We start from the raw sequence: 24,075 nt of genomic DNA on the forward strand, positions 1-24,075 counted from the left end.
CCGTTGCCGCCCGAGCCGGGCACCGACACGACGTCCGGGCCCCCGGAGCAGGGGCGGCCCGGCGGGCAACATCCCCCTCTTCCGCGCGGGATGTTGCTATCTGCCCCCATGCGCCTCTCCCTCCTGCCCGTCCTGTTGCTGTGCACGGCGCTCACCGGCGTCATCGGCGGAGCCGTGTATTTCATCCAGCGGGACAGGCAGGCGCTGGTGGACCAGTTCGCCCGGGAGCGTCAGGCGCAGCTGCGCGAGGCCGCGCGCGGGGTGTCCGAGGCCCTGGAGGACGTGGGTGAGGACCTGCGCTTCACCGCCGAGCTGCTCTCCCAGCCGGGCTCGCCCGAGGAGCACCGCCGGGAGCTGCGCGCGCTGCTGGAGGCCGTGGGCCAGTACAAGGCCATCGTCGTCTTCGGCCCCGAGGGTGACGAGCGCCTGCGCCTGCTGGACCGGCGCACCGGCGAGTCCATCGCCCGACAGTACCCCGCCCAGGCGCTGACCCTCACGGCGAAGAGCGCGCTCGAGGGACCCGCGGGCCACATCGCGTCCTCGCCGCCGTTGAGCGGGGATGTGTCCGGGTGGCTCAGGGCCTTCGCCACCGCGCTGCCGGAGGACTCGCCGGGGGGTGGCGGCGCGGTGGTGGTGCTGGTGGACGCCGAGCCCCTCTTCGCGCCGCTCAAGCTGCTCACCGCGGAGAGCGACACGAACCTCCTGCTCCTGGGCGCGCACGGCACGCCCACCGCGCTGAGCGCGCCGACGCTGGCGGCCCGCTACCAGCAACCCGGCACCGACACGCCGGGGCTGGCGCTCCTGGCCTCGCGCCTGCGCGAGGGTGAGGCGGGCTCGCTCGTCATCGACCGCGCCGAGGCGATGGTGCTGGGGCTGGGCGACGCGGAGGTGGTGGCGAGCTTCGCCCCGGTGGGCATGAAGAACGGCGCGCTGTGGCCGCTGGCGTCGCTGTCCTCCACGCGGGGGCTGCGCTCGCACGAGCGGAGCCTGGTGCTGCGGCTGTCGTTCGCGGCCTTCCTGTTCTCGTCGTTCCTCATCGCCTTCGGCGTGTACGTGGTGCTGGCGCGAAGCCGCGCGGTGGCGCTCCAGGAGAGCCTGCGGCACGCCAGCCGCCTGGCCCACCTGCACGACAAGACGCAGAAGATCCTCGACCACATCCCCACGGGCGTGCTGGCGCTGTCCACGTCGGGCCGCATCACCTCCGCCAACCAGGCGCTCAGCTCGCGGATGCCGAAGGACGTGGTGGGCTCCACGCTCGCCGCGGCCTTCCCCCAGGCCCACGCGCCCGTCATCCAGCGGCTGGAGGAGCTGGTCAACGCCGCGGGCCAGGACAACCGCGTGCGCAGCCTGCACGCCGAGCCGCTGCGCCTGTTCGAGTCGGAGGGACAGTACAACGTCCACGCGGTGCCGCTGGAGCCGCACCAGCCCGACGTGCGCACGCTGCTGGTGCTGGAGGACCTGAGCAACCTGCGCGCGCTGGAGGGGCAGCTCTTGCGCGCGGAGAAGCTCGCCACCGTGGGCGTGCTCGCGGCGGGCATCGCGCATGAAATCGGCACCCCGCTGGGCGTCATCCGCGGCCGGGCCGAGTACGTGCAGGACAAGCTGGGCCCGGAGCACCCGCAGTCCCCGGGCGTGGGCGCCATCGTCGAGCAGATCGACCGCGTCAGCCGCACCATCCGCCAGTTGCTGGACTTCTCCCGGCTGCAGCCCGCCGAGTCGCGCGCGGTGACGTTGGGGCCGCTCGTCCGGAGTGTGCAGGAGCTCTTGCGCGTCGAGGCGGAGCGGCGCCACGTGGACCTGCGGCTGGACGTGTCCCAGCCCCTGCCCCCGCTGGCGGCGGACGCGGACCAGCTCCAGCAGGTGCTCGTCAACCTGCTGCTCAACGCGTGCGACGCGTGCGAGCCCGGAGGCCAGGTGCGCCTCACCGCGACGCCGGGCGAGGCGGACACGTCCGGCGCCTGGGGGCGCGTGTGCATCACCATCGAGGACGACGGGTGCGGCATCGCCCCCCGGCACCTGCACCAGGTCTTCGACCCATTCTTCACCACCAAGAAGCGCGGCCTGGGCACGGGCCTGGGACTCACCATGGTGGCGCACATCGTGCGCAACCACGGTGGACGCATCGAGCTGGACAGCGCGCCCGGTCAAGGCACGCGAGTGATGCTGCAGTGGCCCGCCGCGGCCCCCGCGCGAGAGGAGCAACATGTCGGTTAGAGCCCGGGTCCTCGTCGTCGACGACCACGTCGAGATGGGGCAGATGCTGCAGGAGCCGCTGGCGGACGCCGGCTACACGGTGGACGTGGCGTCCGGGGGCGCGGAGGCCATCGCCCAGCTGCGCGCCGCCGTGTACGACGCGGTCATCTGCGACCTGCGCATGAAGGACGTGGACGGCTTCGACGTGCTGGAGGCCGCGCGCAAGCTGGACCCGGACCTGCCCGTGCTGATGATGACGGCCTTCGGCGGCGTGGAGAACGCCGTGGAGGCGATGAAGCGCGGCGCGTGGCACTACTTCGCCAAGCCCTTCCGCCTGGACGAGGTGCGGCTGTACGTGGGCCGGGCGCTGGAGCAGCGGCGCATGCGCGCCGAGCACCGCACGCTCAAGCAGCAGGCGGAGGACCGGGGCCGGCTGGGCGCCATGGTGGGCCGCAGCGGCGCGATGCGGGCCCTGTACGCGCTGGTGGAGCGTGTGGCCTGGTCCAGCGCGCCGGTGCTGGTGCGGGGTGAGAGCGGCAGCGGCAAGGAGCTGGTGGCCAGGGCGCTGCACTTCGAGGGCACCCGCCGCGCGGGCCCCTTCGTCGCCGTCAACTGCACCGCCCTGCCCCACGCCCTGCTGGAGAGCGAGCTGTTCGGACACGTGAAGGGCGCCTTCTCCGGCGCGACGAGCGCGCGGCGGGGGCTCTTCGTGGAGGCGGACGGCGGGACGCTGTTCCTGGATGAAATCGGGGACATGGCGCCGGAGCTCCAGGCGCGGCTGTTGCGCGTGCTGGCGGACGGCGAGGTGCGGGCGGTGGGCGCGGACGGCTCGCGCACGGTGGACGTGCGGGTGGTGGCCGCGACGCACCAGGACCTGGAGGCCCGGGTGAAGGAGGGCCGCTTCCGCGCGGACCTGTTCTACCGGCTCAACGTGGTGACGCTGCGGGCTCCGCCGCTGCGGGAGCGACCCGAGGACATCCCCGCCCTGGCCGAGCACTTCCTGGAGCAGGCCCGGGCGCGAAACCCGCGCTCGCCCGTGGAGCGCTTCGCCCAGGAGTCCCTCGCGGCGCTGTGCTCGCTGCGCTGGCCGGGCAACGTGCGCGAGCTGGAGAACCTGGTGGAGCGGCTGGTGGTGCTGGGGACCCGGGACGTGGTGGACCTGGAGCAGCTGCGGCCGCACCTGGCGGAGGGGGGGCCGGAGCCCCACCCGCTCCTGGAGGCCCAACGCGAGGTCATCCCCTTGCGCAAACTGGAGAGCGAGTACATCTCTTGGGCCGTCGCGCGCTGTGGCGGGAACAAGACACGGGCGGCGGAGCTGCTCGGAATCGACGTCTCCACGATTCACCGGCGCGAGCGTTCGGAGGGCAAATAGCCATGGGCGGCTTGGCGTTTCGCAACACCGGCTGAGCGTCGCCGGGGACGTCCCGGGTGGGGACACCCCGGCACGGCGCATGCTCAGCACGAGGCCATGCGCCCCTTCCTCTCGCTTCTCGTCGTCGTCCTCGGTCTGGTGGGTTGTGCCGCGAAGCAGCCCATCTCCACGGTCTCCACCGACTCCCAGCCCCCCCATGCTCCGGTGGCCACGCGTCCGGAGCCGGAGCGTCCCTCAGCGATGACCCCGAATCCCGACACGGACCTGCACCCCATCCGCCTGGAGCCCGTCTACTTCGAGCTCGACTCGACGACGCTGCGCCCGGAGTTCCGCGACACGCTGACGCAGCTGGCGGACGACCTTCGCCAGCGGCCGCAGGCGAAGGTGAGCATCACCGGGCACACGTGCGAGCTGGGGACCACGGAGTACAACCTGGCGCTCGGTCAGCGTCGGGCCTCGGTGGTGCGCGACTACCTGCGCCGGCTGGGCGTGGAGCCGTCCCGGCTGTCCACCCTGTCCTACGGCGAGGAGCGGCCGCTCTCCGCCTCCGAGCTGGAGAAGAACCGCCGCGCTGAGCTCCAGCTCTCCGGCGGATACCTGAACTGACGCGGGGCGCCCCGTCGTGACGTGGGTGGAAACGACGACGTCCGCCACGGGCAGCGGGTGCCTGGGCGGACGTCCTCAAGACTCGTGCTGGGTTTTCGTGGGGCGGGTCAGTCCAGGCCGCGCAGCAGCTTCGACTGGGCGAAGGCGGCGAGCTGCTGGGTGTTGAACTTGCCCTGCGCGATGTCGCCCACCGCGGTGGCCGCCGAGCGGACCGTGTCGACGGTGTCCGCGAGCTTGCCCACGTTGGAGGCGCCGTTGAACAGGCTGCTGACACCGGCCAGGGGGCCACCGGCCACCATGGACAGGCCGTTGTCGATGAACTTGTCCGCGAAGGGCTTGGCCAGCTGGCCCAGGCCGAACGGGAGGTTGTCGAGCGCCTTGCCGACGATGTCCTTGAGGGGGCCGGAGATGGCGCTGAGCGCCTTGTCCAGCAGGCCCGAGACGGAGCTGAGCGCCTCGGAGACCTTGCCCACCACATCACTGAGGCCCTTGGCCAGGCCGCTGAGGCCCTGCGCGAGGCCCCCCAGGCCGCTCAGGCCCTTGGACAGCCCACCGAGCGCCTTGCCCAGGCCGCCCAGCGCGTTGCTGATGCTGTTGGCCGCCTTGCTCGCCGCGTCCGCCGCCTTGCTCGCGGCGTTGCTGGCGCTGTTCGCACCGTTCGTGCCGTTGCTACCACCCGCGCCACTGGAGCCGCCGACAGACATGGGATTTCCTCGGTAGAAATGATTATCCCCATTATCGGAGGAGCTCGGAGGAAGTTGCCTCCAAGGTAGGTTCAGAGGCGATCAGGCCCCCGGGGGACGTGCTTGAGGAGGGCCTTGCGGGTCTCCTCGTCGACCTCGACCTGGGACTGGTTCTCGTCGCCGCGGAGGGAGGGCTTGCCCGCACCGGGGGCGGGCTTGGACTCGAAGCCGCTGTAGTAGGCCGGCGGAGGCCCCAGCCCCAACTCGCCCCGGGCGGCGCCCAGGAAGAACTCGCCGACCTCCTCGATGCTGGCGGGCTCGTAACCGGACTGCTTGAGGATTTCGTCGGGGACGACCTGGAGGACGGGCTCCTTCTCCGGGTGCTGGGCGTAGTCGAGGACGAGCTCGACGTAGGCGGCCAGCTCCATGCCCACGGACTTCGCGATGCGCTGGGTGTCGGGGTCCGCGAGCAGCTCGGCGCGGACGTTCTCCACGGGACGCTTGAGGCGGGGCTTGGACTCGGACATGGAATCACTCCAGGCAACGCGGGTGACTCCCGAGGTTAGACGGACCTCGGAGCAAGCTCCAGCCTGTCTGAAATTCCAGCGATTACGACGTCACGGGACGGGGCATGGCCAGGTGGAGGAGCGGATAGGGCCGGCCCTCGCCGTCGGTGGGGCTGCGGCCCGTCTGGACGAAGCCGCAGTGGAGGTAGAAGCCCACGGCGCGGGGGTTCTGCTCGTTGACGTCGACGGTGAGCGGTCCCCGCGTGGAGACGTGGGCGAGGAGTCGTCGCCCCAGTCCGCCGCCCATGACCTGGGGGTCGACGAACAGCATCTCCACGTGGTGTCCGCTCATGCCGATGAAGGCCACGGGCCGCGTGTCCTCACAGGCGACGTGCACCTCGACGGCGGGGAGATAGACGGGCCCGAGCTTGCGGTGGATGTCCTCGAAGTCCGCGTCGCTCAGGAAGTCGTGCGTCTTGCGGACCGCGCGGCTCCAGATGTCCACGAGCGCGTCGGTGTCGGAGGGCTGGAAGGGGCGGATGGTCATGGCTCGCGGGGGGACGCGACTCGCCCGGCCTCCTGACATTCAGGGCTGGACGTCGTAGACCTTGCGCACCCGCACCCCACCCCGCTCCAGTTCGACCTCCAGGCGCCGCTGGCTCTTGAGCAGCATGTACGTCTCCATGGCCTTCTCCAGCGAGTCGAGCTGCATGCCATTGATGCGCTGGAGGACGTCCCCGTTCTGGAGGCCGAGCTTCTCGTAGAGCGAGCCCTTCCGGATGGAGAGGACCTTGAAGCCTTGCGCCTTCCCGTCCTTGAACGCCGGCACCATCCGCGCGTCCGACAGCGTCGAGCCTCCCGTCCAGCGGTCGAGCTCCAGATACCGCCCCGGGACTTCGTAGGTGTGCTCGCCCACGCGTCGGATGTCCGCGGCTCCGGTCGAGGGCGGACGCGGCATCGGCGAAGCGGCGCCCGAGGGGCCTCCCCGGTCGATGACCTCCCGTCGCCCCTGGACCGTGACGATGACGCGCTCACGCTCGATGGCGACGACCTCCGAGTCCTGGAGCACATCGCCCACGCGCAGGCTGCGCACCCGCCGACTCTCCAGGTCCTCCACCGACGCGAGCGACCAGTGCGCCTCGCGTGACATCAACGTCCCCACCAGCCTCGCGCGCCGTGCGCCAGGCGGCGGGCCTGCATCTCCCCCGGGGACACCGGGCGTCGGCAGGGCCACTCCCAGCAGCCTCGACAGCGTGTCCTCACTCAGCGGTGCGCGTGCCGCCCCTGGAGTAACCCGGATGGGGCGAGCGCTCGACGCCTCCCAGCCAGGAACAGGCGCGCTGAGATGAAACTCGGTGAACACGTGGACGATGCGCGACAGCAGGAACGCGACCGCGAGGATGAATGCGCCATGCAACCACCACGAGTGCCGCTCCAACCAATGTCTCATCGGGCCCGACCTCCTCCCCTCCAGGGGTGAAGCAGGGACTGAGCAAGCACGAGGCCAGGGGCCTCCGCCGCCTGGACTTCAGAGGGACCCGCGCGGAATCACCGCGCGGCCCGGGACCTCTCGCCCGAACAGGCTGTCACGGGAGCGAGGGGTCTCCGAGACAGAGTGTCACGGTGGACGCTTGTATCAACGTCGCGGTATGGGACGGACTCCACCCCGAGCGGAGTCAGGCATGTTCATCATCTACGGAAGCTCGGCGAAGCAGCAGGAACTCGGGGAGCGTCCCGCCCTCTGCCGGGATTGCCAGCGGGAGACGCCCCACCGACTCCAGCGGCACTACAGCGTCGCCCACGTCTTCTGGTTCCCGCTCTTCTCCCTGAGGACGAAGTACGTCCTCGCCTGCTCCCGCTGCAACCTGCACTCGGAGGTGCCGGAGCAGTCCATCGGCCACGTGCCGACGAAGCCCGTGCTGCACCGCCTGGGAGGTCTCTTCCCCCTTGGCGCCCTGCTCTTCTGCTGCGTGGGCTTCCCCGTGGTCGGCGCGGTGACCTCCGCCGTCACCGGCACGCAGGACGGCACGGAGGTCCAGGAAGAGCGCCACGGCTTCGACCAGCGCTTCCACGCCCAGGCCGAGGACCTCGTCCTCCAGGAGGCGCTTCAGTCCGCGTTCGAGGATGCGGGCCACACGTCCATGTCCGTCACCGCCGCCTCCGCGGCCGTGAAGGACCAGGGCATCCGGGTCATCACCGCGCGCTCCACCCACCTCAAGAAGGTGAGCAACCCGGACCGCGTGAAGCTCCTCGAGTTGATGCAGCGGACCGCCGACCAGCGCTTCGAGAAGGACGAGGTCTTCGTCGGGCTCCAGGGCAAGCTGCTCTGGGGCGGCTACGCACACCGCCTCCCGGGTGGCGCCTGGCAGCACGTCGTCAAGAGCACCACCACCAGCCCCAAGGCCGCGGCCTTCGAGGCGCTCCTCCAGCTCGAGGCCCAGCAGCCCTCGGAGTCGCCCGACGCGCTCCCGACGCCCGTGGCGGACGACACCGCCCCCTAACGCGCCTGACGCAGCGGCTCGCCAGGAGCCTCGAGTGAGTCCAGGAACGCGAGGATGCGCCGGGCACAGTCCGCCGGGTCCTCCAGCGGGAACAGGTGCCCGCCAGGAGCCTCCTCCAGGCGGACGCCCGGGATGACCCGCCGGGCCTTGGCGAAGGCCGAGGCGGCCAACGTGCGCGTGCGTGCCCCTCGAACGATGAGCGTGGGCACGGAGATGGAGCGCAGCGACCGCCACATCCCCTTCGGCGTCGTCTCGAAGACGCGGGCCTCCCACTCGCGAGGGATGGTCAGCCGGAAGCCGCCCTCGGGCGCCTCCGTGAGCCCATACGTCACGTAGTCCTGGAAGCACGCCTCGTCGAAGGCCGCGAACAGCGGCTTCTTGCGATAGACGGTGTAGGCCAGCTCACGCGTGGGCCAGTGCGCGCGACGGCGGCGCGCCAGGCTCGCGGGAGGCACACGGCTTCGCTGTCCGAGCAGCGTCAGCACGTCCAGCACCAGCTTGCGCATCCCGGAGAACAGCACCGGGTCCAGGGTGACGACGGCGCGGAAGAGGCTCGGGTCCTTCACGGAGGCGAGCAGCGTCGCCACGCCGCCCATGCTGTGCCCCACGCCGACGATGCCCTCCAGCTTCGCGGCGCGGAGCGCGCCGATGAGGTCATCCGCCATGTCGTTCCAGTCCCGCATCGACAGCGGATCCGAGCCGGGGACGAGGCACCGCGAGCGCACCGTCACGACGTGGAAGCGAGGCTTCAGCCGCTCGATGAGCTGGCGATAGGTGCCTGGGGGAAATCCGTTGGCGTGCGCCAGGTGCAGCACGGGGCCGGTGCCGCCCCAGTCATCCAGTTGAAGGGCCTCGCTCATGCCCCTCCCGGATATCCCGAACAGCCCCGGTTGTCTGCCTCGACGACAGCTCCCCAGGGTGTCCACGAGATGCAGGCAGGCGGCGGCCCCTCGCGCGCCCGCCCGCGCATCCGGAGAAACAGGACCAGCGCCCCCTGGCGATGTCCATCTTCCAAGGCGGAGGAGCCCCGGGTCCATGGACGAGCTCATCAACGAAGCCTGGCTGCACGGCGTGGTGACGCTGCTGGTGCGACTGGTGGAGGTCGCCGCCGCGCTCGTCATCTTCACCGGCGCCGCCATCGGCTTCGTGCGCTTCATCCTGGCGGCGGTCCAGAAGGAGCGGACCGATTCCTTCACCCGAATCCGCCTCACCCTCGGCCGCTTCCTCGCGCTGGGACTGGAGTTCCAGCTCGGCGCGGACCTGCTGCGCACGGCCGTCGCGCCCACGTGGGAGCAGATCGGCCAGGTCGCCGCGGTGGCCGCCATCCGGACCGCCCTCAATTACTTCCTCGGCCGGGAGATTCGCGACGAGCAGCGACAGGACGCACTCGCGCGGGCGGCCCGCCCCTCCTCGGATGAGGTGCCCCCGCGAGAGCAGCCTCCCCTGCGGCGCCCCCCGGGAGCGGACCCCACGTCACATCCGCCCCACTGAGCCGGGCCTCAGGCGCCGGTGAGGGTGAGGACCACGGGCCCCGCCGTGGCGGTGACGCCCTCGTCCGTGAAGCATCCGGTGACCTGCGTCTGGGCCAGGACGAGCACCATGAGCACATCGGCTCCAGCGAACCGCCCGCTCGACACGGTGCCGGAGTACGTCACCACCACCTCGCCGAGCGGCCGGGCGGAGACGAGGATGCTCACGCTGACGGTGCTGGTGGTGCCGTCATTCCACGTGAGCGTCGACATGGACTGCGTCGAACCGGCCAGACAGCTCAGCTGCCCCGTTCCACCGCCCTGGAGCGACGCGGACAGGAGCGTCAGCGGTGTACCGACACAGGGGCCGAACGTCCCGCTCACACTCGTCGCGATGGTTTGCGGAGTGTTGGTCATGCCCGGCGAGTACCGCGCCTGGAGCGTACCGGGACAGGTCAACAGCACCGCCTCGGCGCGCGAAGGCGAGGCCCAGCCCAGCGCGACGACGACCCACAGCAGAGACAGACTTCCCCACGCACCACGACACCACGAACGATATGACATGCTTCCTCCCAGGACAGACGTGTTCCGGCTCCCAACGGAGCCTCAGAGCAGCCCGATGAGGGTGATGACGGCCGGACCCGCCGTGGCGGTGACCCCCTCCTCGGTGAAGCACCCCAGGAGGTCCGTCTGGAGGAGGGTCAGCGTCCCCGTCGCGGTGGCGCCCTGGAAGCGGCCCGAGGTCACCGTGCCCGCATAGACAGACACCACCTGTCCCGTCGGCCGGGTGTTGAGGGTCTGCGTCATGGAGAGCGTGCTCACGGTGCCGTCGTTCCACGTCAACGTCAGGTTCGCCGTCGTCGAGCTGGTCAGACAGCTCGTCGTCCCCTGCGCCACGCCGGAATAGTCCGCGGAGAGGATGCCGAGCGGCAATCCCACACACGGACCGAACGTGCCCGTCCCGGAGATGGTCATGAAGCGCGGGGTGTTCGTCATGCCGGGCGAGTAGTTCACCGCCATGGTGCCCGGGCAGTTGAGGGTGACGGGTTCAGCGCTCGCGGGCCCCGCATACAGGACGAGCGCCGCGAGAAGAGAGGACAACGACATCAGCCGCGCGCGAATGGCAGACATGAGGGAGCTCCCAGCCCGCGACAGGCCTGAGCGCGGGGACTCCACACCTAACCCCAATGTCCATCACAACCCATTGCACCCTCGTCCCAGGGGCCACGCTCGCACCTGGGGACCGGGCGGGCCCGCTCACCGCCACTGCGGATGTGCGAGCACGCGTGCTTCGACCTCGGGCGTCAGGCTTCCACCGTGCGGAGCCCGCGACGAGGAGCGCGTCCACCGCTCCACCCACCGCTGCCCCAGCGGCGCCACCAGCGACTCGCGCCGCGTGGAGGCCACCGTCGTCTCACCCTTCGTCCCCGTGGACGAGCCCGCACCCACGAAGAACCCCGCCAGCAGCAGCGTCACCCGCGTGGGCGTCGCCGCGCTGTACGTGAGCAACAGCGCACCCTCGCCGTCCTCGCGGCAGTGCCGACGCACCCGCGCGAGCACGCCCTCCGTCCACATGTCCGGGTTCGACGCGGGAGAGAACGGATCGAAATACACCAGGTCCGCCACCGGCAGCGCCCCGTCCAGGAACGGCACCGCGTCCCCCAGGTGCAGCCGCCAGCGAAGGCCCTCCTCCTCCCACACCCCGTCCCGCATCAGCGTCTCGACGGCCGCGCGGAACGGCTGCAGGAACGGGAAGCCCGCCGCGTCCGCCAGCGCCAGCCGCAGGGGCGCCAGGTCCACCTCGAAGCTCACCACCTCCAGCGCCCGCCTCCGCGCCGCGCCCAGTTCCCGCGCGCACGTCAGCGCCGCCACCGCGTTCGTCGCCGCGCCCAGCCCCACGTCGTGGATGACCAGCTTGGGCCCCGGCTGGGACAGCCGCTCCGCCAGCCTCGGCTGCTCGACGTAGAGCCCCAGCGCTTCCTTCCACGGGCCCACCGACGGGTGCATCACCTCGCCATGGCCCAGGTGCCGCACCGCGCGCGAGCCGTTGCGCAGCGTGACCAGCTCGAAGTCCCCGTCGCGCGGGTTGGCCTCCTGGCTCACCCGACCTCCTTGAGCGTCACGTCGCGCGCCGCCGCCTCTTCCTTCAGGTCCTTCGGCGTGGCGATGGCGGCCTTCAGCTCCCGCGCCACCTGGTCGTACGTGCCGGAGAGGATGCCCTCGCGGATGCGGCCCATCAGCTTCTGGTAGTGCCGCACGTTGTGCACCGACAGGAAGCGCGAGCCCAGGTGGTGCTTGCCGCGCATCAGGTGCTGCAGGTACCCGCGCGTGTAGCGCTTGCACACGTAGCAATCACACTCGGCGTCCAGCGGCTCGTCCGCCAGCCGGTACACGGTGCGGGTGATGCGCACCAGCCCCTGGAACGTGTACGCGTAGCCCTGCTGCGCCATCTTCGTGGGGATGATGCAGTCGAACATGTCCACGCCGCGCAGCACCGCCTCGATGAGGTCCGTCGGCGTGCCCACGCCCATCAGGTAGCGAGGCTTGTCCGCGGGCAGCGACGCGGTGGTGCGCAACGTCATCGTCTCGCGCTCCGCCTTCGTCTCGCCCACCGCCAGCCCGCCGATGGCGAACCCGTCGAACGGCAGCTGCGTCAGGAACGCCGCGCTCTCGTCGCGCAGGTGCGGGAACACGCCGCCCTGGACGATGCCGAACAGCGCCTGCCCGGTGTCCACCTGGTTCTTCGCCGCCAGGCTGCGCACCGCCCAGCGGTGGGTGCGCTCCATCGCCTCGCGCGTGCCCGCCTCGTTCGTGCGCGAGTCGATGCACACGTCCAGCACCATCATGATTTCGGAGTTGATGGACTGCTGCATCGCGATGCTGGACTCGGGGCTGAGCAGCTGCCGGCTGTTGTCGTAGAAGCTGCGGAAGTGCGCGCCCTTCTCCGTGATGAGCCGGTCCTCCGGCAGGGAGAAGATCTGGAACCCGCCCGAGTCCGTCAGCACGCCGCCATCCCACTGCATGAAGGGATGGATGCCGCCGAAGCGCTTGAAGACCTCCGTGCCGGGCCGGAGCATCAGGTGGTAGGTGTTGGCCAGGAGGATGCTGGCCCCGGTCTCCTTCACCTCTTCCATGGCCAGGTGCCGGAAGGCGGCGTGGGTGGCCACCGGCATGAACATGGGCGTGCGGAAGCTGCCGCGCCGGGTGTGGAGGATGCCGGCGCGGGCGCCGGTGGGGTCGGTGGTGACGAGCTCGAAACGGACGGCCATGGGCGGGGCCTTATACCCGCCAATCCCGCCCGACAGTCCATCCCTGTCGCCCGTTCCCCCACCTGCCGGCCGGACAGGGCCCCAAGGCCCCGCCATTCCAGGGCATTTTTCGTCACCTGGCAGGCGTTTCCTCAGGTCACCGCGAGACGGTCCGGAGGCGATTCCACGCTTCCTTGGCCGCTGCGCGTCAATTCCGCTACAACGCCGCCGCCATGTTCAACGTCATCAACGTCTCCAAGGCCTACGGGCCCAAGAAGCTGTTCGAGGAGGTCAACGTGACCTTCTCCCCGGGCCGTCGCTACGGCCTGACCGGTCCCAACGGGGCGGGCAAGTCCACGTTCATGAAGATCCTCGCCGGAGACGAGGAAGCGGACATGGGCAACGTCGTGCGCCCGCGCAAGCTGGGCATCCTGCGCCAGGACCACTTCCGCTACGAGGAGAACCGCGTCCTCGACGTCGTCCTGATGGGCAACAAGCCCCTGTGGGACGCCATGTCGGAGAAGAACCAGCTCCTGGCCAAGTCCGACATCACCGAAGAGGACGGCAACCGGCTGGGTGAGCTGGAGGGCGTCATCGCGGAGGAGGATGGCTACTCGGCGGAGAGCGACGCGGCCACGCTGCTGGCGGGCCTGGGCATCGAGGAGTCGTTCCACGAGGGCCAGATGCGCCAGCTGACGGGCGGCCTCAAGCTGCGCGTGCTGCTCGCCCAGGCGCTGTTCGGCAAGCCCGAGGGGCTGCTGCTCGACGAGCCCACGAACAACCTCGACATCGACTCCATCCGCTGGCTGGAGAACTTCCTGCACGAGTACGAGGGCGTGCTCATCACCATCAGCCACGACCGGCACTTCCTCAACTCCATCTGCACGCACATCGCGGACATCGATTACGAGGCCATCATCCAGTACAACGGTGGCTACGACGACATGGTGCGGCAGAAGGCCCAGCTGCGCACCCGCGTGGAGTCCGAGACGGCGGAGAAGAAGAAGAAGATCGCCCAGCTGCAGGACTTCGTCGCGCGATTCCACGCCGGCACCCGCGCCTCCCAGGTGCAGAGCCGCATCAAGCAGATCGAGAAGCTCAAGACCGATGACCTGAAGCGCTCCAACATCGCGCGCCCGTTCATCCGCTTCGACCAGAAGGTCGTCAGCGGCAAGCAGACGCTCATGGTGGAGGGCATCAGCAAGTCCTTCGACGGCCAGGCCGTCATCCGGCCCTTCAACGCGCTGGTGTGCAAGGGCGAGAAGGTCTGCGTCATCGGCCGCAACGGCGTGGGCAAGTCCACCCTGGTGCGCATGCTCGCCGGCCAGTTGGAACCGGACACGGGCAAGATCGGCTGGGGCCACCAGGCCTCCGTGGGCTACCTGCCGCAGGACCACCACGGCGTCGTGCGCAAGGGCACCACCTGCTTCGGCTGGCTGCGGGACCTGCACGACAAGCTCACCAACGAGGAGATCTCCGGCGTGCTGGGCCGCATGCTCTTCTCCGGCGAGGAGCGCATGAAGAACACGGACACCCTCTCCGGTGGTGAGACGGTGCGCCTGTTGCTCTCCAAGCTGATGATCATGCAGGACAACGTCCTGGTGCTCGACGAGCCCACCAACCACCTGGACCTGGAGTCCATCTCCGCGCTCGCCGAGGGCCTGCAGAAGTACGAGGGCACCGTCATCGTCGTGACGCACGACCAGGAGCTCATCTCCGAGGTGGCCACGCGCATCTGGTCGCTCCAGGCCGGCCAGGAGGTGCTCGACTTCAACGGCCCCTACTCGGAGTTCCGCGAGAAGCACGCGGACGTCACGGCCCACCGCCGCTGACGCACCGCTTCTTCGAGTCGAAGCGCCGGGGCCCTCACACCCCGGCGCTTGGCCCGCCCCGCGGAGGCTTGATAGAGGCCCGGCCATGGCTGAAGGCCCTTCCCCCGCACCGCAGGCCGCGCTCCTCGCGATGGAGGAGCACCGCACCGCGCTCACCGGACACTGCTACCGGATGCTCGGCTCCATCGCCGAGGCCGAGGACGCCGTCCAGGAGACCTTCGTGCGCGCGCTCGGCCACCTGGAGCACTTCGAGGGGCGCTCCAGCGCGCGCACGTGGCTGTACCGCATCGCCACCCACCGCTGCATCGACGTGCTCCAGGAGCGCGCCCACCGCGTGCGGCCCATGGAGCTGGGGCCGCCGGGCCCGCTGGACGCGCCCCTGGGCGAGCGCCCCGGGGAGGAGTGGCTGGAGCCCGTGCCAGACGCGCTCGTGGTGCCGAGCCACGCCACGCCCGCGGAGCTGGTGATGATGCGCCAGAGCATCCGGCTGGCCTTCGTCGCCGCGCTCCAGCACCTGCCGCCCCGGCAGCGCGCGGCGCTGCTGCTCACGGAGGTGCTGGACTGGTCCGCCGCCGAGGTCGCCGACGCGCTGGAGCTGACGGTGCCCGCCGTCAACAGCGCGCTGCAGCGGGCCCGCGCCACGCTGGCCACCAAGGACGTGAGCACGCCCAGGGCGCCGCTGTCGGAGAACCAGGCCTCGCTGGTGGACCGGTACGTGGACGCGTTCGAGCGCTACGACATGGCCGCGCTCACCGCCCTGCTCCACCAGGAGGTCAACATGTCCATGCCTCCGCTCGCGCTCTGGGTGCGCGGCCCGGAGCAGGTGGCCCTGTGGATGGAGGGACGGGGCGCGGCGTGCCGGGGCTCGCGGCTGGTGCCTGTGTCCGCCAACGGGGCCCCCGCGTTCGGCCAGTACAAGCCGGGCGGCCCGGACGGGACGCTCACCCCGTGGGCGCTCAACGTGCTCGAAATCGAGGGGGAGCGCATCGTCGGGCTCAACTACTTCCTCGACGCGAAGACGCTCTTCCCGCGCTTCGGGCTGCCCCCCTTCCTGCCGGCGCGCTGAGGGCCCGGGCCTTTTTCTGGGGGGCACCGATGATTCCGGGCCCCCTTGTCCGTCCATGCCAGGGAACCCACCCGAGGTGGAGGCATCCATGGCCATGACCGGCTCGCGCAAGCTCTTCGTCAACCTGCCCGTGAAGGACCTGAAGCGCACGAATGCGTTCTTCACGAAGCTGGGCTTCACGTTCGATGCCCGCTTCTGTGATGACCACGCGACGTGCATGGTGGTCAGCGAAGAGGCCTTCGTGATGCTGCTCACGGAGGCGCGCTTCCAGGACTTCAGCAAGAAGGCCCTGTGCGACACGCGCACGACGGCCGAGGGCATCTTCGCGCTGTCGGCCTCCAGCCGCGAGGACGTGGACCGGATGGTGAGGACGGCGGTGGCGTCCGGCGGCTCGACGGCGGGGGAGCCCCAGGACCACGGCTTCATGTACGGCTGGAGCTTCTTCGACCCGGATGGCCATCACTGGGAGGTCATCCACATGGACCTGAGCGCGCTGCCGCACTGAGGCTCAGCCGGACTGCCCGAGGGAGGGATTGAGCGCGCGGAAGCGGGCCTCCAGCTCCTCGGACATCTGGGCGACGGTGGTGCCCTCCAGGCTCTTCTTCAGCGCGGCCTCCGCGCGGCCGAAGACGCCTTCCAGGTACTCGGCCACGCACGGGCCGATGGTGCAGTCCGGCGCGGGGCCCACGGGGTGACGGCCGAAGAGCTCGCCCTCCTCCACCGACTCGTAGATGTCGCGGAGGGTGATGGCTTCGGGGCTGCGGGCCAGCGTCACGCCGCCCCGCGCGCCGCGCTTCGTCTCGATGAGCCCCGAGCGCGCCAGGTCGCCCAGGAGCCGCCGCACCACGACGGGGTTCGTCTGGATGCTGCGCGCCATGACCTCGGACGTGAGCGGACCCTCCGCCTTCGCCGAGCACTTCGCGAGCATCGCGACGATGTGCGCCGCCATGGTGAATCGGCTGTTCACTCACCCTCCGGGCTGGGATGCAGACACCTCCAGGTTACCTATCGTCCGCCCTGGCGGCGTGCAACCCGGCAAACCCCGGCCCTGGGGCGTCCGCCCGCTTCCGGACGGGCCTCAGCGAGACGTCTTGCGCAGGAAGAAGACGCCCAGCCCCAGGCCGGCGGCCCACTTGGCGGCGGCGGCCAGGGGCGTCTGCCCGAGCTTCGGGGGCGTGTTGGTGACGGGCTGGCCCGTGGCCGGGTCCAGTTGGGGTCGGAAGTCGCGCGAGCCGGGCAGGCCCGCGCCGCCCTCCTCCAGCTCCGTCTTGGTGGCCGTCAGGGCCTTGCCCTGGCCCGGCACGCGCTGGCCCGGCGCCTTCCCCTCCGGAGAGCGCTGCTCGAGGATGGCGTTGATCTCGGCGCCCAACAGGACCACCTGCGAGGACAGCCACATCCACAGGAGGAGCACGATGACGCCGCCGATGGCGCCGTAGTTCACGTCGTACTTGCCGAAGTTGGCCACGTACTTGGAGAAGGCCCAGGACGCGGCCACCCAGATGAGCACGCCCACGACGGAGCCCGGGGTGATGAACCGGAACTTCTGCTTCGCGTTGGGCAGGACGTAATAGAGCACCGCCCACAGGAACATCATCAGCAGGCCCGCCACCGGGAGGCGCAGCCACAGCGCCACGGTGGACACGGGCCCGGGCAGCTTGCTCGCCAGCGCGGGCGTGGCCACCGCCGCCAGCGCCGCGACGATGGCGACCACCGCGGCGATCAGCGTCGTGGAGACAGCGATGAGCCGCAGCTTCCACACCGGCCGCGTCTCCTCGACGCCGTAGGCGGTGTTGAGCGCGTTGATCAACGCGACGATGCCACCGGACGCCGCCCAGATGGCGCCCACGCCGCCTACCGTGAGCAGGCCCACGGGGTTGCTGCTGGCGAGCGACTCGATGCGCTGGCTCAGGATGGCGGTGACCTCCTTGGGAGCCACCTTGCCCAGCTCCTGGATGAGCACCTGCGCCTGGTTGGGGTCGATGATGACGCCCGCGAGTGACACCAGGAACAGCAGGAACGGGAACAGCGCGAGGATGGCGCGGAACGTCAACGCTCCCGCGACGTCGCCCACGTCATCGCGTTTCCATTCGTCCTTGAGGAGCTTGAAGAACTCCAGCCATCCCATGCCCTTGCCCGGCAAGACCATCGCGCAGTCCTCATCCCATGGAAGTCCCAGGGGATATTGGCCATGCGCGCCCTCGGTGGCGCCCCTGCCCGGAAGGACAGCCTCCTCGCCCGCTCCCCCAGGGAGGACGCCCGAGGGCAGGCATCCAGGGGAGCGCTCGCGAAGGAGGGCGCCTGGCTCAGCCCGCGGAGCGCTGTGCCGCGTCGCCGCTGGAGAGGCGGGCGTGGGCCTGGGCGAGCAGCTCGTAGGAGCGCAGCCGCGCGGTGTGGTCGAAGATCTGCGAGGTGACCATCAGCTCGTCGGGCTGGACCTCCGCGATGAAGGAGCGCAGCCCCTCCTCGACCTGCTGTGGGTTGCCGACGATGGAGCAGGCGAGCATGGACTCCACCTCCGCCAGCTCGTACTCGGTGATGCGTCCGTCCATGCTGTCCACCGGAGGCGGCAGCTGGCCGGGGCGTCCGCGGCGCAGGTTGATGAAGGCCTGCAGGAGTGACGTGAACAGCTTCTGGGCCTCCGGCTCCGTGTCGGCGGCGAAGACGTTGAGGCCGACCATGGCGTAGGGCTTGTCGAGCGCCGCGGAGGGGCGGAAGTTGGCGCGGTACACGCGCAGGGCGGACAAGAGCTGCTGGGGCGCGAAGTGCGAGGCGAACGCGTACGGCAGGCCCATGACGGCGGCGAGCTGAGCGCCGAAGAGGCTGGAGCCGAGGATCCACAGGGGCACCTTGAGCCCCATGCCCGGCACGGCGCGCACGGCCTGTTGGGGTTCGGGGTCCTGGAAGTAGGCCTGGAGTTCGGCGACGTCCTGGGGGAACGCGTCGGAGGTGTCCACGCGGCTGCGGCGCAGGGCGGAGGCGGTGCGTTGGTCGGTGCCGGGGGCGCGGCCCAGGCCCAGGTCGATGCGACCGGGGTACAGGGTTTCGAGCGTGCCGAACTGCTCGGCGATGACGAGGGGCGAGTGGTTGGGCAGCATGATGCCGCCGGCGCCCACGCGGATGCTCGAGGTGCCCTGCGCGACATGGCCGATGACGACGGCGGTGGCCGCGCTGGCGATGCCGGTCATGTTGTGGTGCTCGGCCAGCCAGAAGCGCCGGTAGCCCCAGCGCTCCGCGTGCCGGGCCAGGTCCAGCGTGGAGCGCAGGGCGTCCGCCGCGTCGCTGCCCTGGCGGATGGGGGAGAGGTCGAGAACGGAGAAGGGAATCATCGGAGGACCTCAGGGCGCGCACGCGCAACGAGGGACGGGCCCGTCCCTTCCCGGGCGGCGCCATCCCCGGAAAGCCCTTGCGTTAACGCAGGGCGCGCTCCCGTGCACGGGAAACGCAGGAGGGCTCGGACGCCCCCCTCGTCACCGCGTCGTCGGGGGCGACTCGAAGCGGTGGGGGGCGAAGAGCCCGGCCCGCTCGTGGTTGCGCACCCAGGGCCGCTCGCCCTTGTCCAGGGACACCGTCTCCTTCAACAGCCCCTGCTCGTACTCGTAATGCTGCTGAATGCGGTAGGTGTCGAAGGGCGCGAAGGAGCTCAGCTCCGGGTGGAACACCAGCTTCGCCTCCCGGAACGCGCGGTCGGTCGTCCCCTCGCCCGGGCCCAGCGTGGAGACCAGCTTCAGCGCCACGCTCCCCGAGGACTCCACCGCCCCCAGGTCGACCCGGAAGAACATCGTCTGCTCCCGCGGACCCGCGCTCCCGTCATAGTCCGGGTGCCGCCGACGCAGGTGCTTCACCGACTCCCAGTGGTTCCCGAAGCGACGCTGCTCCACCGTGAACTCGTAGTCGAACGCCGGCACCCTCTTCCACGCCCCCTCCTCGAAGCGCTCCGCCTGCGCCTCGCCCACCCACAACAACGTGACCTCCGGCTCCGGCCCCTTCTCCGCGCGCAAGGGCAACGCGCCCGGAACGGTGCTGGCGCAAGCAAAGGTGAACAGCAACCACGCGACGACGACCCAACGCTTCATGGGAGGCAACCTCCTCGGACTCGATGGCGCGACATGCGCGAGCCCCACCATGCGTCCGTCCTCCCCCATCAACAATGCGAGGAAACGCAACCCATCGTTGTAGAATCCGCAACGATGAACCTCAACCACCTGACCGTCTTCCTCGCGGTGGCGCAGACGCGCGGCTACACCCAGGCCGCGAAGCGGCTCGGCGTGGACAAGGGGCACGTGAGCCGGGTGGTCCGCGCGCTCGAGGCCGAGCTGGGCGTGGTCCTGCTCACCCGGACCACCCGCGCGGTGGCGCTGACCGTCGCCGGAGAGCAGCTCCTCTCGCGCATCGCCGAGCCCCTCGCCGCGCTCGAATCCGCCACGACCTCGCTGGAGGACCGGCCCGTGACCCCCTCGGGGCTGGTGACGGTGACGACGACGCCGGACCTGGGCCGCACCGTGGTGGCTCCCCTGGTCGCCGCCTTCCGCGCGCGCTACCCGCTGGTCCGGGTGAGGCTCATCCTGGAGTCCTCCGTGGTGGCGCTCGCGGCGACGCGCTCGGACCTGGCCCTGCGGGTGGGCGCGCTGCGCCCCGGGCCGTACAAGGCACGCAAGCTGGGCACCCTGGAGGCGGGCTTCTTCGCCTCGCCCCGCTACCTGGCCTCACGCGGGAGCATGAAGTCCGAGAGCGAGCTGGCCCGGCATGACGGCCTGTGGCCCTCCACCCAACCGGGGCGCAAGAGCTTCGCCGCGAAGAAGGACTCGCCTCCCCCAGCCGTCGAGTGCGAGGACTTCGGCGCCCTGTTGGAGCTGGCCCGGAACGCGGGCGGCGTGGCGCTGTTGCCCACGTTCCTCGCCGCGCGGGACGTGGCGCAGGGAACGCTCGTTCGGGTGCTGTCGGACCTCACCTTCCCCGGCACCCCACTCTCCCTCGTCACCCTCCCCGAGCGCCCCCTCGCGCCCCGCGTGGTCGCGATGCGAGACTTCCTCATCGAGCACGTTCCGACGGCGCTCACGATGAAGCCCCATTGAGCCTTCGAGCCCCATGTCCGACGAGATCACCCAACAACAGATGGTGGAGCAGCTCCGCGCGCTCGGCGTGCGCGAGGCGGGCGTGCTCCTGGTCCACACGTCCTTCCGGGCCGTGCGCCCCGTGGAAGGCGGTCCGCTCGGACTGGTGGCCGCCCTGCGCGCGGCCCTCGGACCTCGCGGGACGTTGGTGATGCCGACGATGACCGATGGCGAGTCCGTCTTCGACCCGCGCTCCACGCCCACCACGGACATGGGCATCACCGCGGAGCTGTTCTGGCGCCAGCCGGGCGTGGTGCGCAGCACGCATCCGGGCGGCTCGTTCGCCGCGGCGGGTCCCCACGCGGTGGAGATCTGCCGTCCCCAGCCCCTGTCTCCGCCGCACGGCCCCGACAGCCCCGTGGGTCAGGTGCACGCGCTGGGTGGACAGGTCCTGCTCCTCGGCGTGACGCACAGCGAGGACACCACGCTGCACCTCGCCGAGTCGCTCGCGGGTGTGCCCTACTCCATCTCCCATCCCTGCGTCGTCGAGGTCGACGGTGTCGCGAGCACGGTGGACATCGCCGAGACGGACCACTGCTGCATCGGCTTCCGACGCGCCGACGCGTGGCTCCTCGCTCGGGGACTGCAACGTGAGGGCAAGGTGGGCCACGCCGACGCGCGACTGGCGGACGCGCGGGACATCGTCGCCGTCGCGCTGGAGCAGCTCGCCTCGGACCCGCTCGTCTTCCTCTGCGGGCCAGACGCCGGCTGCGAGGAGTGCACGCTCGCCCGTGACAGCGTCTCGCGCTGAGTGCCCCGCACCCGGAAGCACGGCGCCCGACGCTCGCGCGCCCGAGTGAGCACAGGCGATCACCCCGGGTGTCGCCGAAGCGACAGGCACCAACTCCCACGCGGAATGCACGTGCCACGCGCGCCCGAGTGACCTCAATAGCTGCGCGCTTCGAAGCGCGTCAGCATTGGGGGAACAAGGATGAAGAAGAATCGTGGGAAGGTCGGCTGGGTGTTCCTGGCCACCAGTCTTGCCATGGCGCAGGGGGCCTGCTCGAAGAGCAAGGACAGCGGCCCGAACATCAACCAGAACCAGACGAAGGACGGCCCCGCGGACCAGGGCCCGGACCTGCCGCGCCTGACGGGCGGCGACAGCACCCGGGGCCAGCAGGTGTTCCGCTTCGAGACCTTCGGCAACGAGGGCTTCTGGACGGACGCGGTGCGCCTGCCCGCGGGCATCGTCGCCGCGCGGCTCACCCCGGTGCAGGCACTGCAGGCGGGCCTCAGCGTCAACGTGGACGCGCTCGATGACGCCACCAAGGCCGCCGTCGCGGCGGAGCTGGCCTCACAGGGCACCAGCGGTCCGCTGCTCAATGACCCGGCCACCACCGTGGCGCTCATCAACGCCAACGCGGTGATTGGCGTCGTGGTCAAGGACACCAACGGGGACGGCAAGCTGGACGTCGCCAGCGGCGACAAGGTGGGCGTGTCCTGCGCGCTGTGCCACGCCATCACGGATGGCTCGGTGGTGAAGTCGCCGAACAACCTGGGCGGCGGCTCCGTCGGCAAGCAGATCGACGGCCCCACGCCGCACAACCTCAACGTGGGCGGCATCTTCGCGGTGGCGGCCAACACGCGCGCGCTCTACCCGCTGCTCCAGGTGAAGCTGACCGCCAACGGCGACAGGTCCATCGGCCGCGCACCCTCGGAGCAGGGCCTCACGGAGAAGTCCACGGAGGCGGAGGTCGACGCCTTCGTCAGCAACCCGGCCTTCTACCCGCTGGGCTCGTTCGACGACGCGCCGGACGGCACGGGCGCGCAGCAGCACATCGCGTCGTTCTTCCGCACGGACCTGGCCGCGCCCTGGGGCACGCCCGGCGACATCGCGCGGCTCGAGAACTTCAACAACCTCGTCTACACCGTGCTGCTGGACCTCACGAGCCTGGTGACGCCCGGGGGGCGCACCTTCCTCCAGGCCCTGGGCGGCAAGGCCGCGGGCACCGAGCTGGCGGACGACTACCTGGCCATCCTCAAGGAGACGCAGGTGGTGGGCAAGGGAGGCGTGGTCGGCGAGGGCTTCCCGTACATCACCGCGACGGCCGTCCCCGCCGACCAGGTCGGCACCGAGGCCGCGCCCGTGGGCCTGCGCGTGGACGAGAGCGCGCTGAGGGACCTCAACGCGTACACCGACAGCCTCCAGGCGCCCGCGCCGGTCGCCTTCGACGCCACCCGCGCCGCGCGTGGGCGCGAGCAGTTCACCGCGCGCTGCACCAACTGCCACAACGTGGACCAGAGCAAGCGCGTCCCGTCCTTCATCGTGCCGATGAAGAGCATCTACCCGGGCTACAACCCGACGGTGCTCGCCGAGCGCCCCGTGGAGCCCGGCATCCGGACCATCGCCTTCGCGCCCATCCAGGACGACCCGACCACCATCTTCGACGACAAGACGGTCATCGTGGAGGCCAGCCGCCGCGGTGAGCCGCGTGGCTCCGCCCTGCCCCTGCTGTTGGACCTGGGGCGCAAGGACCGCTTCCTCCACGACAGCGAGGTGGCCGGGCTGGACTCGCTGCTGGACCCCGCGCGCGGCGACAAGGCACCCCACCCCGTCTACGTGCAGGACGCCACGCAGCGGGGTGATTTGGTGGAGTTCCTCAAGAGCCTGTAGCCGCGAGTCCAGCGGGCGTCAGTCGTCTTCCACGTCCCGCTTCAGCTTCGACAGGAGGCCCACCGCCTCCCGTGCATAGGGGGAGATCCACCGCTCGTGGATCTCCTGGAAGGGCGTGACGTCGAGGTAGTTCCAGCGCGTGCGCCCTTCCTTCACCGCGATGACCAGGCCCGCGCGCTCCAGCACCTTCAGGTGCTGCATCACCGTGCACCGGTCCAGCGAGCCCTCGAACCGCTCGCACAGGTCTCCCGTCGTCCGCGGCGCCTCCTTCAACAAGTCCAGCATCGCCCGCCTCCGCGAGTCCGCCAGCGCCTTGAAGATGAGGTCATCCCGCTCCGCCCTCGACATGTTATAGTTCTATAACATATTGTCCGGCCGAAACCCAGCGAGAGGAGCAACGAGATGGAGCCCAGGTTCCAGGTGCAGCTGAAGGTCCAGAAGCCGGTGGCGCAGGTGTTCGACGCGGTGGTGGACCCGCGCAAGCTCAGCGGCTACTTCGTCCAGACCGCGAGCGCGCCGCTGGTGGCGGGCACGACGGTGAAGTGGAGCTTCGCGGAGGTACCGGGCGAGCACGACGTCGTCGTCCGCGAGGTGGAGAAGGACGCCCGGCTCGTCTTCGAGTGGGAGGCGGGCCCGGGCGGCTATCAGATTCGGGTGGAGATGCGCTTCACGCCCATCGATGCCGGCAACACCATGGTCCAGATTCGCGAGTCCGGCTGGAAGGACACCCCGGCGGACGTCCAGGCGTCCTACGGCAACTGCGGCGGCTGGATGCACATGATGTCGTGCCTCAAGGCCTACCTCGAGTACGGCATCAACCTGCGCGCGGGCGGAGCGATGTGAGCGGGCCCGTCGCCCGCCCACCCGTCAAGGC

At 70.5% G+C, this 24,075-nt stretch carries 26 protein-coding genes; 12 read left to right on the top strand and 14 right to left on the bottom strand.

The annotated features are described in order from the left end of the window. Positions 1–108: 108 nt before the first annotated feature. The 3 genes from AC6JA9_RS27265 to AC6JA9_RS27275 all read left to right on the top strand — a co-directional run bounded on the left by AC6JA9_RS27265 (position 109) and on the right by AC6JA9_RS27275 (position 4,171). Complete coding sequence (locus tag AC6JA9_RS27265; RefSeq protein ID WP_223751600.1) at positions 109–2,214, top strand: two-component system sensor histidine kinase NtrB; 2,106 nt, start codon at positions 109–111, stop codon at positions 2,212–2,214. Beyond that, on the top strand, positions 2,204–3,565 hold the full coding sequence (locus AC6JA9_RS27270; protein ID WP_223751599.1) for a sigma-54-dependent transcriptional regulator: 1,362 nt from the start codon (positions 2,204–2,206) through the stop codon (positions 3,563–3,565). Before AC6JA9_RS27265 ends, AC6JA9_RS27270 begins: the two co-directional genes overlap by 11 nt. Positions 3,566–3,661: 96 nt before the next feature. Then, positions 3,662–4,171 carry an OmpA family protein gene (locus AC6JA9_RS27275; protein WP_223785363.1) on the top strand — a complete coding sequence of 170 codons (510 nt, stop codon included), beginning with the start codon at positions 3,662–3,664 and terminating at the stop codon, positions 4,169–4,171. A 107-nt stretch (positions 4,172–4,278) separates the two neighbouring features. Here AC6JA9_RS27275 and AC6JA9_RS27280 read toward each other — a convergent pair whose 3' ends face one another. The 4 genes from AC6JA9_RS27280 to gspC all read right to left on the bottom strand — a co-directional run bounded on the left by AC6JA9_RS27280 (position 4,279) and on the right by gspC (position 6,810). Continuing rightward, positions 4,279–4,875, bottom strand: a complete 597-nt coding sequence (locus AC6JA9_RS27280; RefSeq protein ID WP_141332160.1) for a hypothetical protein — start codon at positions 4,873–4,875, stop codon at positions 4,279–4,281. A 71-nt stretch (positions 4,876–4,946) separates the two neighbouring features. Further along, positions 4,947–5,381: a hypothetical protein gene (locus AC6JA9_RS27285; RefSeq protein ID WP_046714694.1), complete on the bottom strand. Its 435-nt coding sequence runs from the start codon at positions 5,379–5,381 to the stop codon at positions 4,947–4,949. 82 nt (positions 5,382–5,463) lie between these two features. Then, the gene (locus AC6JA9_RS27290; protein WP_223751598.1) at positions 5,464–5,907 is read right to left on the bottom strand and encodes an acetyltransferase; all 444 of its coding nucleotides are present in this window, start codon (positions 5,905–5,907) and stop codon (positions 5,464–5,466) included. Positions 5,908–5,946: 39 nt separating this feature from the next. Continuing rightward, complete coding sequence (gene gspC, locus AC6JA9_RS27295; RefSeq protein ID WP_483578251.1) at positions 5,947–6,810, bottom strand: type II secretion system protein GspC; 864 nt, start codon at positions 6,808–6,810, stop codon at positions 5,947–5,949. 232 nt (positions 6,811–7,042) lie between these two features. On the opposite strand from gspC, the gene AC6JA9_RS27300 reads away from it, so the two are divergent. Next, positions 7,043–7,861, top strand: a complete 819-nt coding sequence (locus AC6JA9_RS27300) for a zinc ribbon domain-containing protein (RefSeq protein WP_483578252.1) — start codon at positions 7,043–7,045, stop codon at positions 7,859–7,861. Here the strand turns inward: AC6JA9_RS27300 and AC6JA9_RS27305 are convergent. Beyond that, on the bottom strand, positions 7,858–8,721 hold the full coding sequence (locus AC6JA9_RS27305; protein WP_223752176.1) for an alpha/beta fold hydrolase: 864 nt from the start codon (positions 8,719–8,721) through the stop codon (positions 7,858–7,860). The genes AC6JA9_RS27300 and AC6JA9_RS27305 overlap by 4 nt on opposite strands. Before the next feature lie 175 nt (positions 8,722–8,896). On the opposite strand from AC6JA9_RS27305, the gene AC6JA9_RS27310 reads away from it, so the two are divergent. Further along, the gene (locus AC6JA9_RS27310) at positions 8,897–9,352 is read left to right on the top strand and encodes a DUF1622 domain-containing protein (protein WP_223752177.1); all 456 of its coding nucleotides are present in this window, start codon (positions 8,897–8,899) and stop codon (positions 9,350–9,352) included. Between the two features lie 8 nt (positions 9,353–9,360). Here the strand turns inward: AC6JA9_RS27310 and AC6JA9_RS27315 are convergent, their stop codons facing one another. The 4 genes from AC6JA9_RS27315 to tgt all read right to left on the bottom strand — a co-directional run bounded on the left by AC6JA9_RS27315 (position 9,361) and on the right by tgt (position 12,599). Beyond that, entirely contained in the window at positions 9,361–9,894 is a 534-nt protein-coding gene (locus tag AC6JA9_RS27315; RefSeq protein WP_223785368.1) for a hypothetical protein, read from the bottom strand. A gap of 42 nt (positions 9,895–9,936) precedes the next feature. Continuing rightward, entirely contained in the window at positions 9,937–10,461 is a 525-nt protein-coding gene (locus tag AC6JA9_RS27320; protein ID WP_223785369.1) for a hypothetical protein, read from the bottom strand. A gap of 126 nt (positions 10,462–10,587) precedes the next feature. Then, complete coding sequence (locus AC6JA9_RS27325) at positions 10,588–11,433, bottom strand: MnmC family methyltransferase (protein WP_223785370.1); 846 nt, start codon at positions 11,431–11,433, stop codon at positions 10,588–10,590. Beyond that, positions 11,430–12,599, bottom strand: a complete 1,170-nt coding sequence (gene tgt / locus AC6JA9_RS27330; protein WP_497958075.1) for a tRNA guanosine(34) transglycosylase Tgt — start codon at positions 12,597–12,599, stop codon at positions 11,430–11,432. Before tgt ends, AC6JA9_RS27325 begins: the two co-directional genes overlap by 4 nt. Positions 12,600–12,811: 212 nt before the next feature. On the opposite strand from tgt, the gene AC6JA9_RS27335 reads away from it, so the two are divergent. From AC6JA9_RS27335 to AC6JA9_RS27345, 3 genes are all read left to right on the top strand, one after another. Then, positions 12,812–14,410 carry an ABC-F family ATP-binding cassette domain-containing protein gene (locus tag AC6JA9_RS27335; RefSeq protein ID WP_223752199.1) on the top strand — a complete coding sequence of 533 codons (1,599 nt, stop codon included), beginning with the start codon at positions 12,812–12,814 and terminating at the stop codon, positions 14,408–14,410. 85 nt (positions 14,411–14,495) lie between these two features. Then, positions 14,496–15,476 carry a sigma-70 family RNA polymerase sigma factor gene (locus AC6JA9_RS27340; protein WP_408889922.1) on the top strand — a complete coding sequence of 327 codons (981 nt, stop codon included), beginning with the start codon at positions 14,496–14,498 and terminating at the stop codon, positions 15,474–15,476. Positions 15,477–15,564: 88 nt separating this feature from the next. After that, the gene (locus AC6JA9_RS27345) at positions 15,565–15,981 is read left to right on the top strand and encodes a VOC family protein (RefSeq protein ID WP_223785372.1); all 417 of its coding nucleotides are present in this window, start codon (positions 15,565–15,567) and stop codon (positions 15,979–15,981) included. Between the two features lie 3 nt (positions 15,982–15,984). Here the strand turns inward: AC6JA9_RS27345 and AC6JA9_RS27350 are convergent, their stop codons facing one another. From AC6JA9_RS27350 to AC6JA9_RS27365, 4 genes are all read right to left on the bottom strand, one after another. Then, positions 15,985–16,443, bottom strand: a complete 459-nt coding sequence (locus tag AC6JA9_RS27350) for an RrF2 family transcriptional regulator (protein ID WP_141324591.1) — start codon at positions 16,441–16,443, stop codon at positions 15,985–15,987. A 111-nt stretch (positions 16,444–16,554) separates the two neighbouring features. After that, entirely contained in the window at positions 16,555–17,622 is a 1,068-nt protein-coding gene (locus AC6JA9_RS27355) for a YihY/virulence factor BrkB family protein (RefSeq protein ID WP_223752183.1), read from the bottom strand. A gap of 157 nt (positions 17,623–17,779) precedes the next feature. After that, on the bottom strand, positions 17,780–18,802 hold the full coding sequence (locus AC6JA9_RS27360) for an LLM class flavin-dependent oxidoreductase (RefSeq protein WP_223752184.1): 1,023 nt from the start codon (positions 18,800–18,802) through the stop codon (positions 17,780–17,782). Between the two features lie 141 nt (positions 18,803–18,943). Further along, a complete protein-coding gene (locus AC6JA9_RS27365; RefSeq protein ID WP_267700383.1) occupies positions 18,944–19,549 on the bottom strand; it encodes a hypothetical protein in 606 nt (201 codons plus the stop codon). A 114-nt stretch (positions 19,550–19,663) separates the two neighbouring features. Here AC6JA9_RS27365 and AC6JA9_RS27370 point away from each other — a divergent pair, with 114 nt between their 5' ends. The 3 genes from AC6JA9_RS27370 (at position 19,664) to AC6JA9_RS27380 (ending at position 23,201) form a co-directional block, all read left to right on the top strand. Next, positions 19,664–20,548, top strand: a complete 885-nt coding sequence (locus AC6JA9_RS27370) for a LysR family transcriptional regulator (protein ID WP_497958076.1) — start codon at positions 19,664–19,666, stop codon at positions 20,546–20,548. 13 nt (positions 20,549–20,561) lie between these two features. Beyond that, positions 20,562–21,338: an AAC(3) family N-acetyltransferase gene (locus tag AC6JA9_RS27375; RefSeq protein WP_223752187.1), complete on the top strand. Its 777-nt coding sequence runs from the start codon at positions 20,562–20,564 to the stop codon at positions 21,336–21,338. A gap of 180 nt (positions 21,339–21,518) precedes the next feature. Continuing rightward, positions 21,519–23,201, top strand: coding sequence for a hypothetical protein (locus tag AC6JA9_RS27380; RefSeq protein WP_223752188.1), 1,683 nt, complete (start codon positions 21,519–21,521; stop codon positions 23,199–23,201). 18 nt (positions 23,202–23,219) lie between these two features. Here the strand turns inward: AC6JA9_RS27380 and AC6JA9_RS27385 are convergent, their stop codons facing one another. After that, entirely contained in the window at positions 23,220–23,549 is a 330-nt protein-coding gene (locus tag AC6JA9_RS27385) for an ArsR/SmtB family transcription factor (RefSeq protein WP_046714711.1), read from the bottom strand. Positions 23,550–23,603: 54 nt separating this feature from the next. Here AC6JA9_RS27385 and AC6JA9_RS27390 point away from each other — a divergent pair, with 54 nt between their 5' ends. After that, positions 23,604–24,044 (top strand): SRPBCC domain-containing protein, encoded by a 441-nt coding sequence (locus tag AC6JA9_RS27390; protein ID WP_223752189.1) that lies wholly within the window; start codon positions 23,604–23,606, stop codon positions 24,042–24,044. Positions 24,045–24,075 lie beyond the last annotated feature (31 nt).

It is taken from the genome of Myxococcus sp. MH1 (assembly GCF_059738865.1).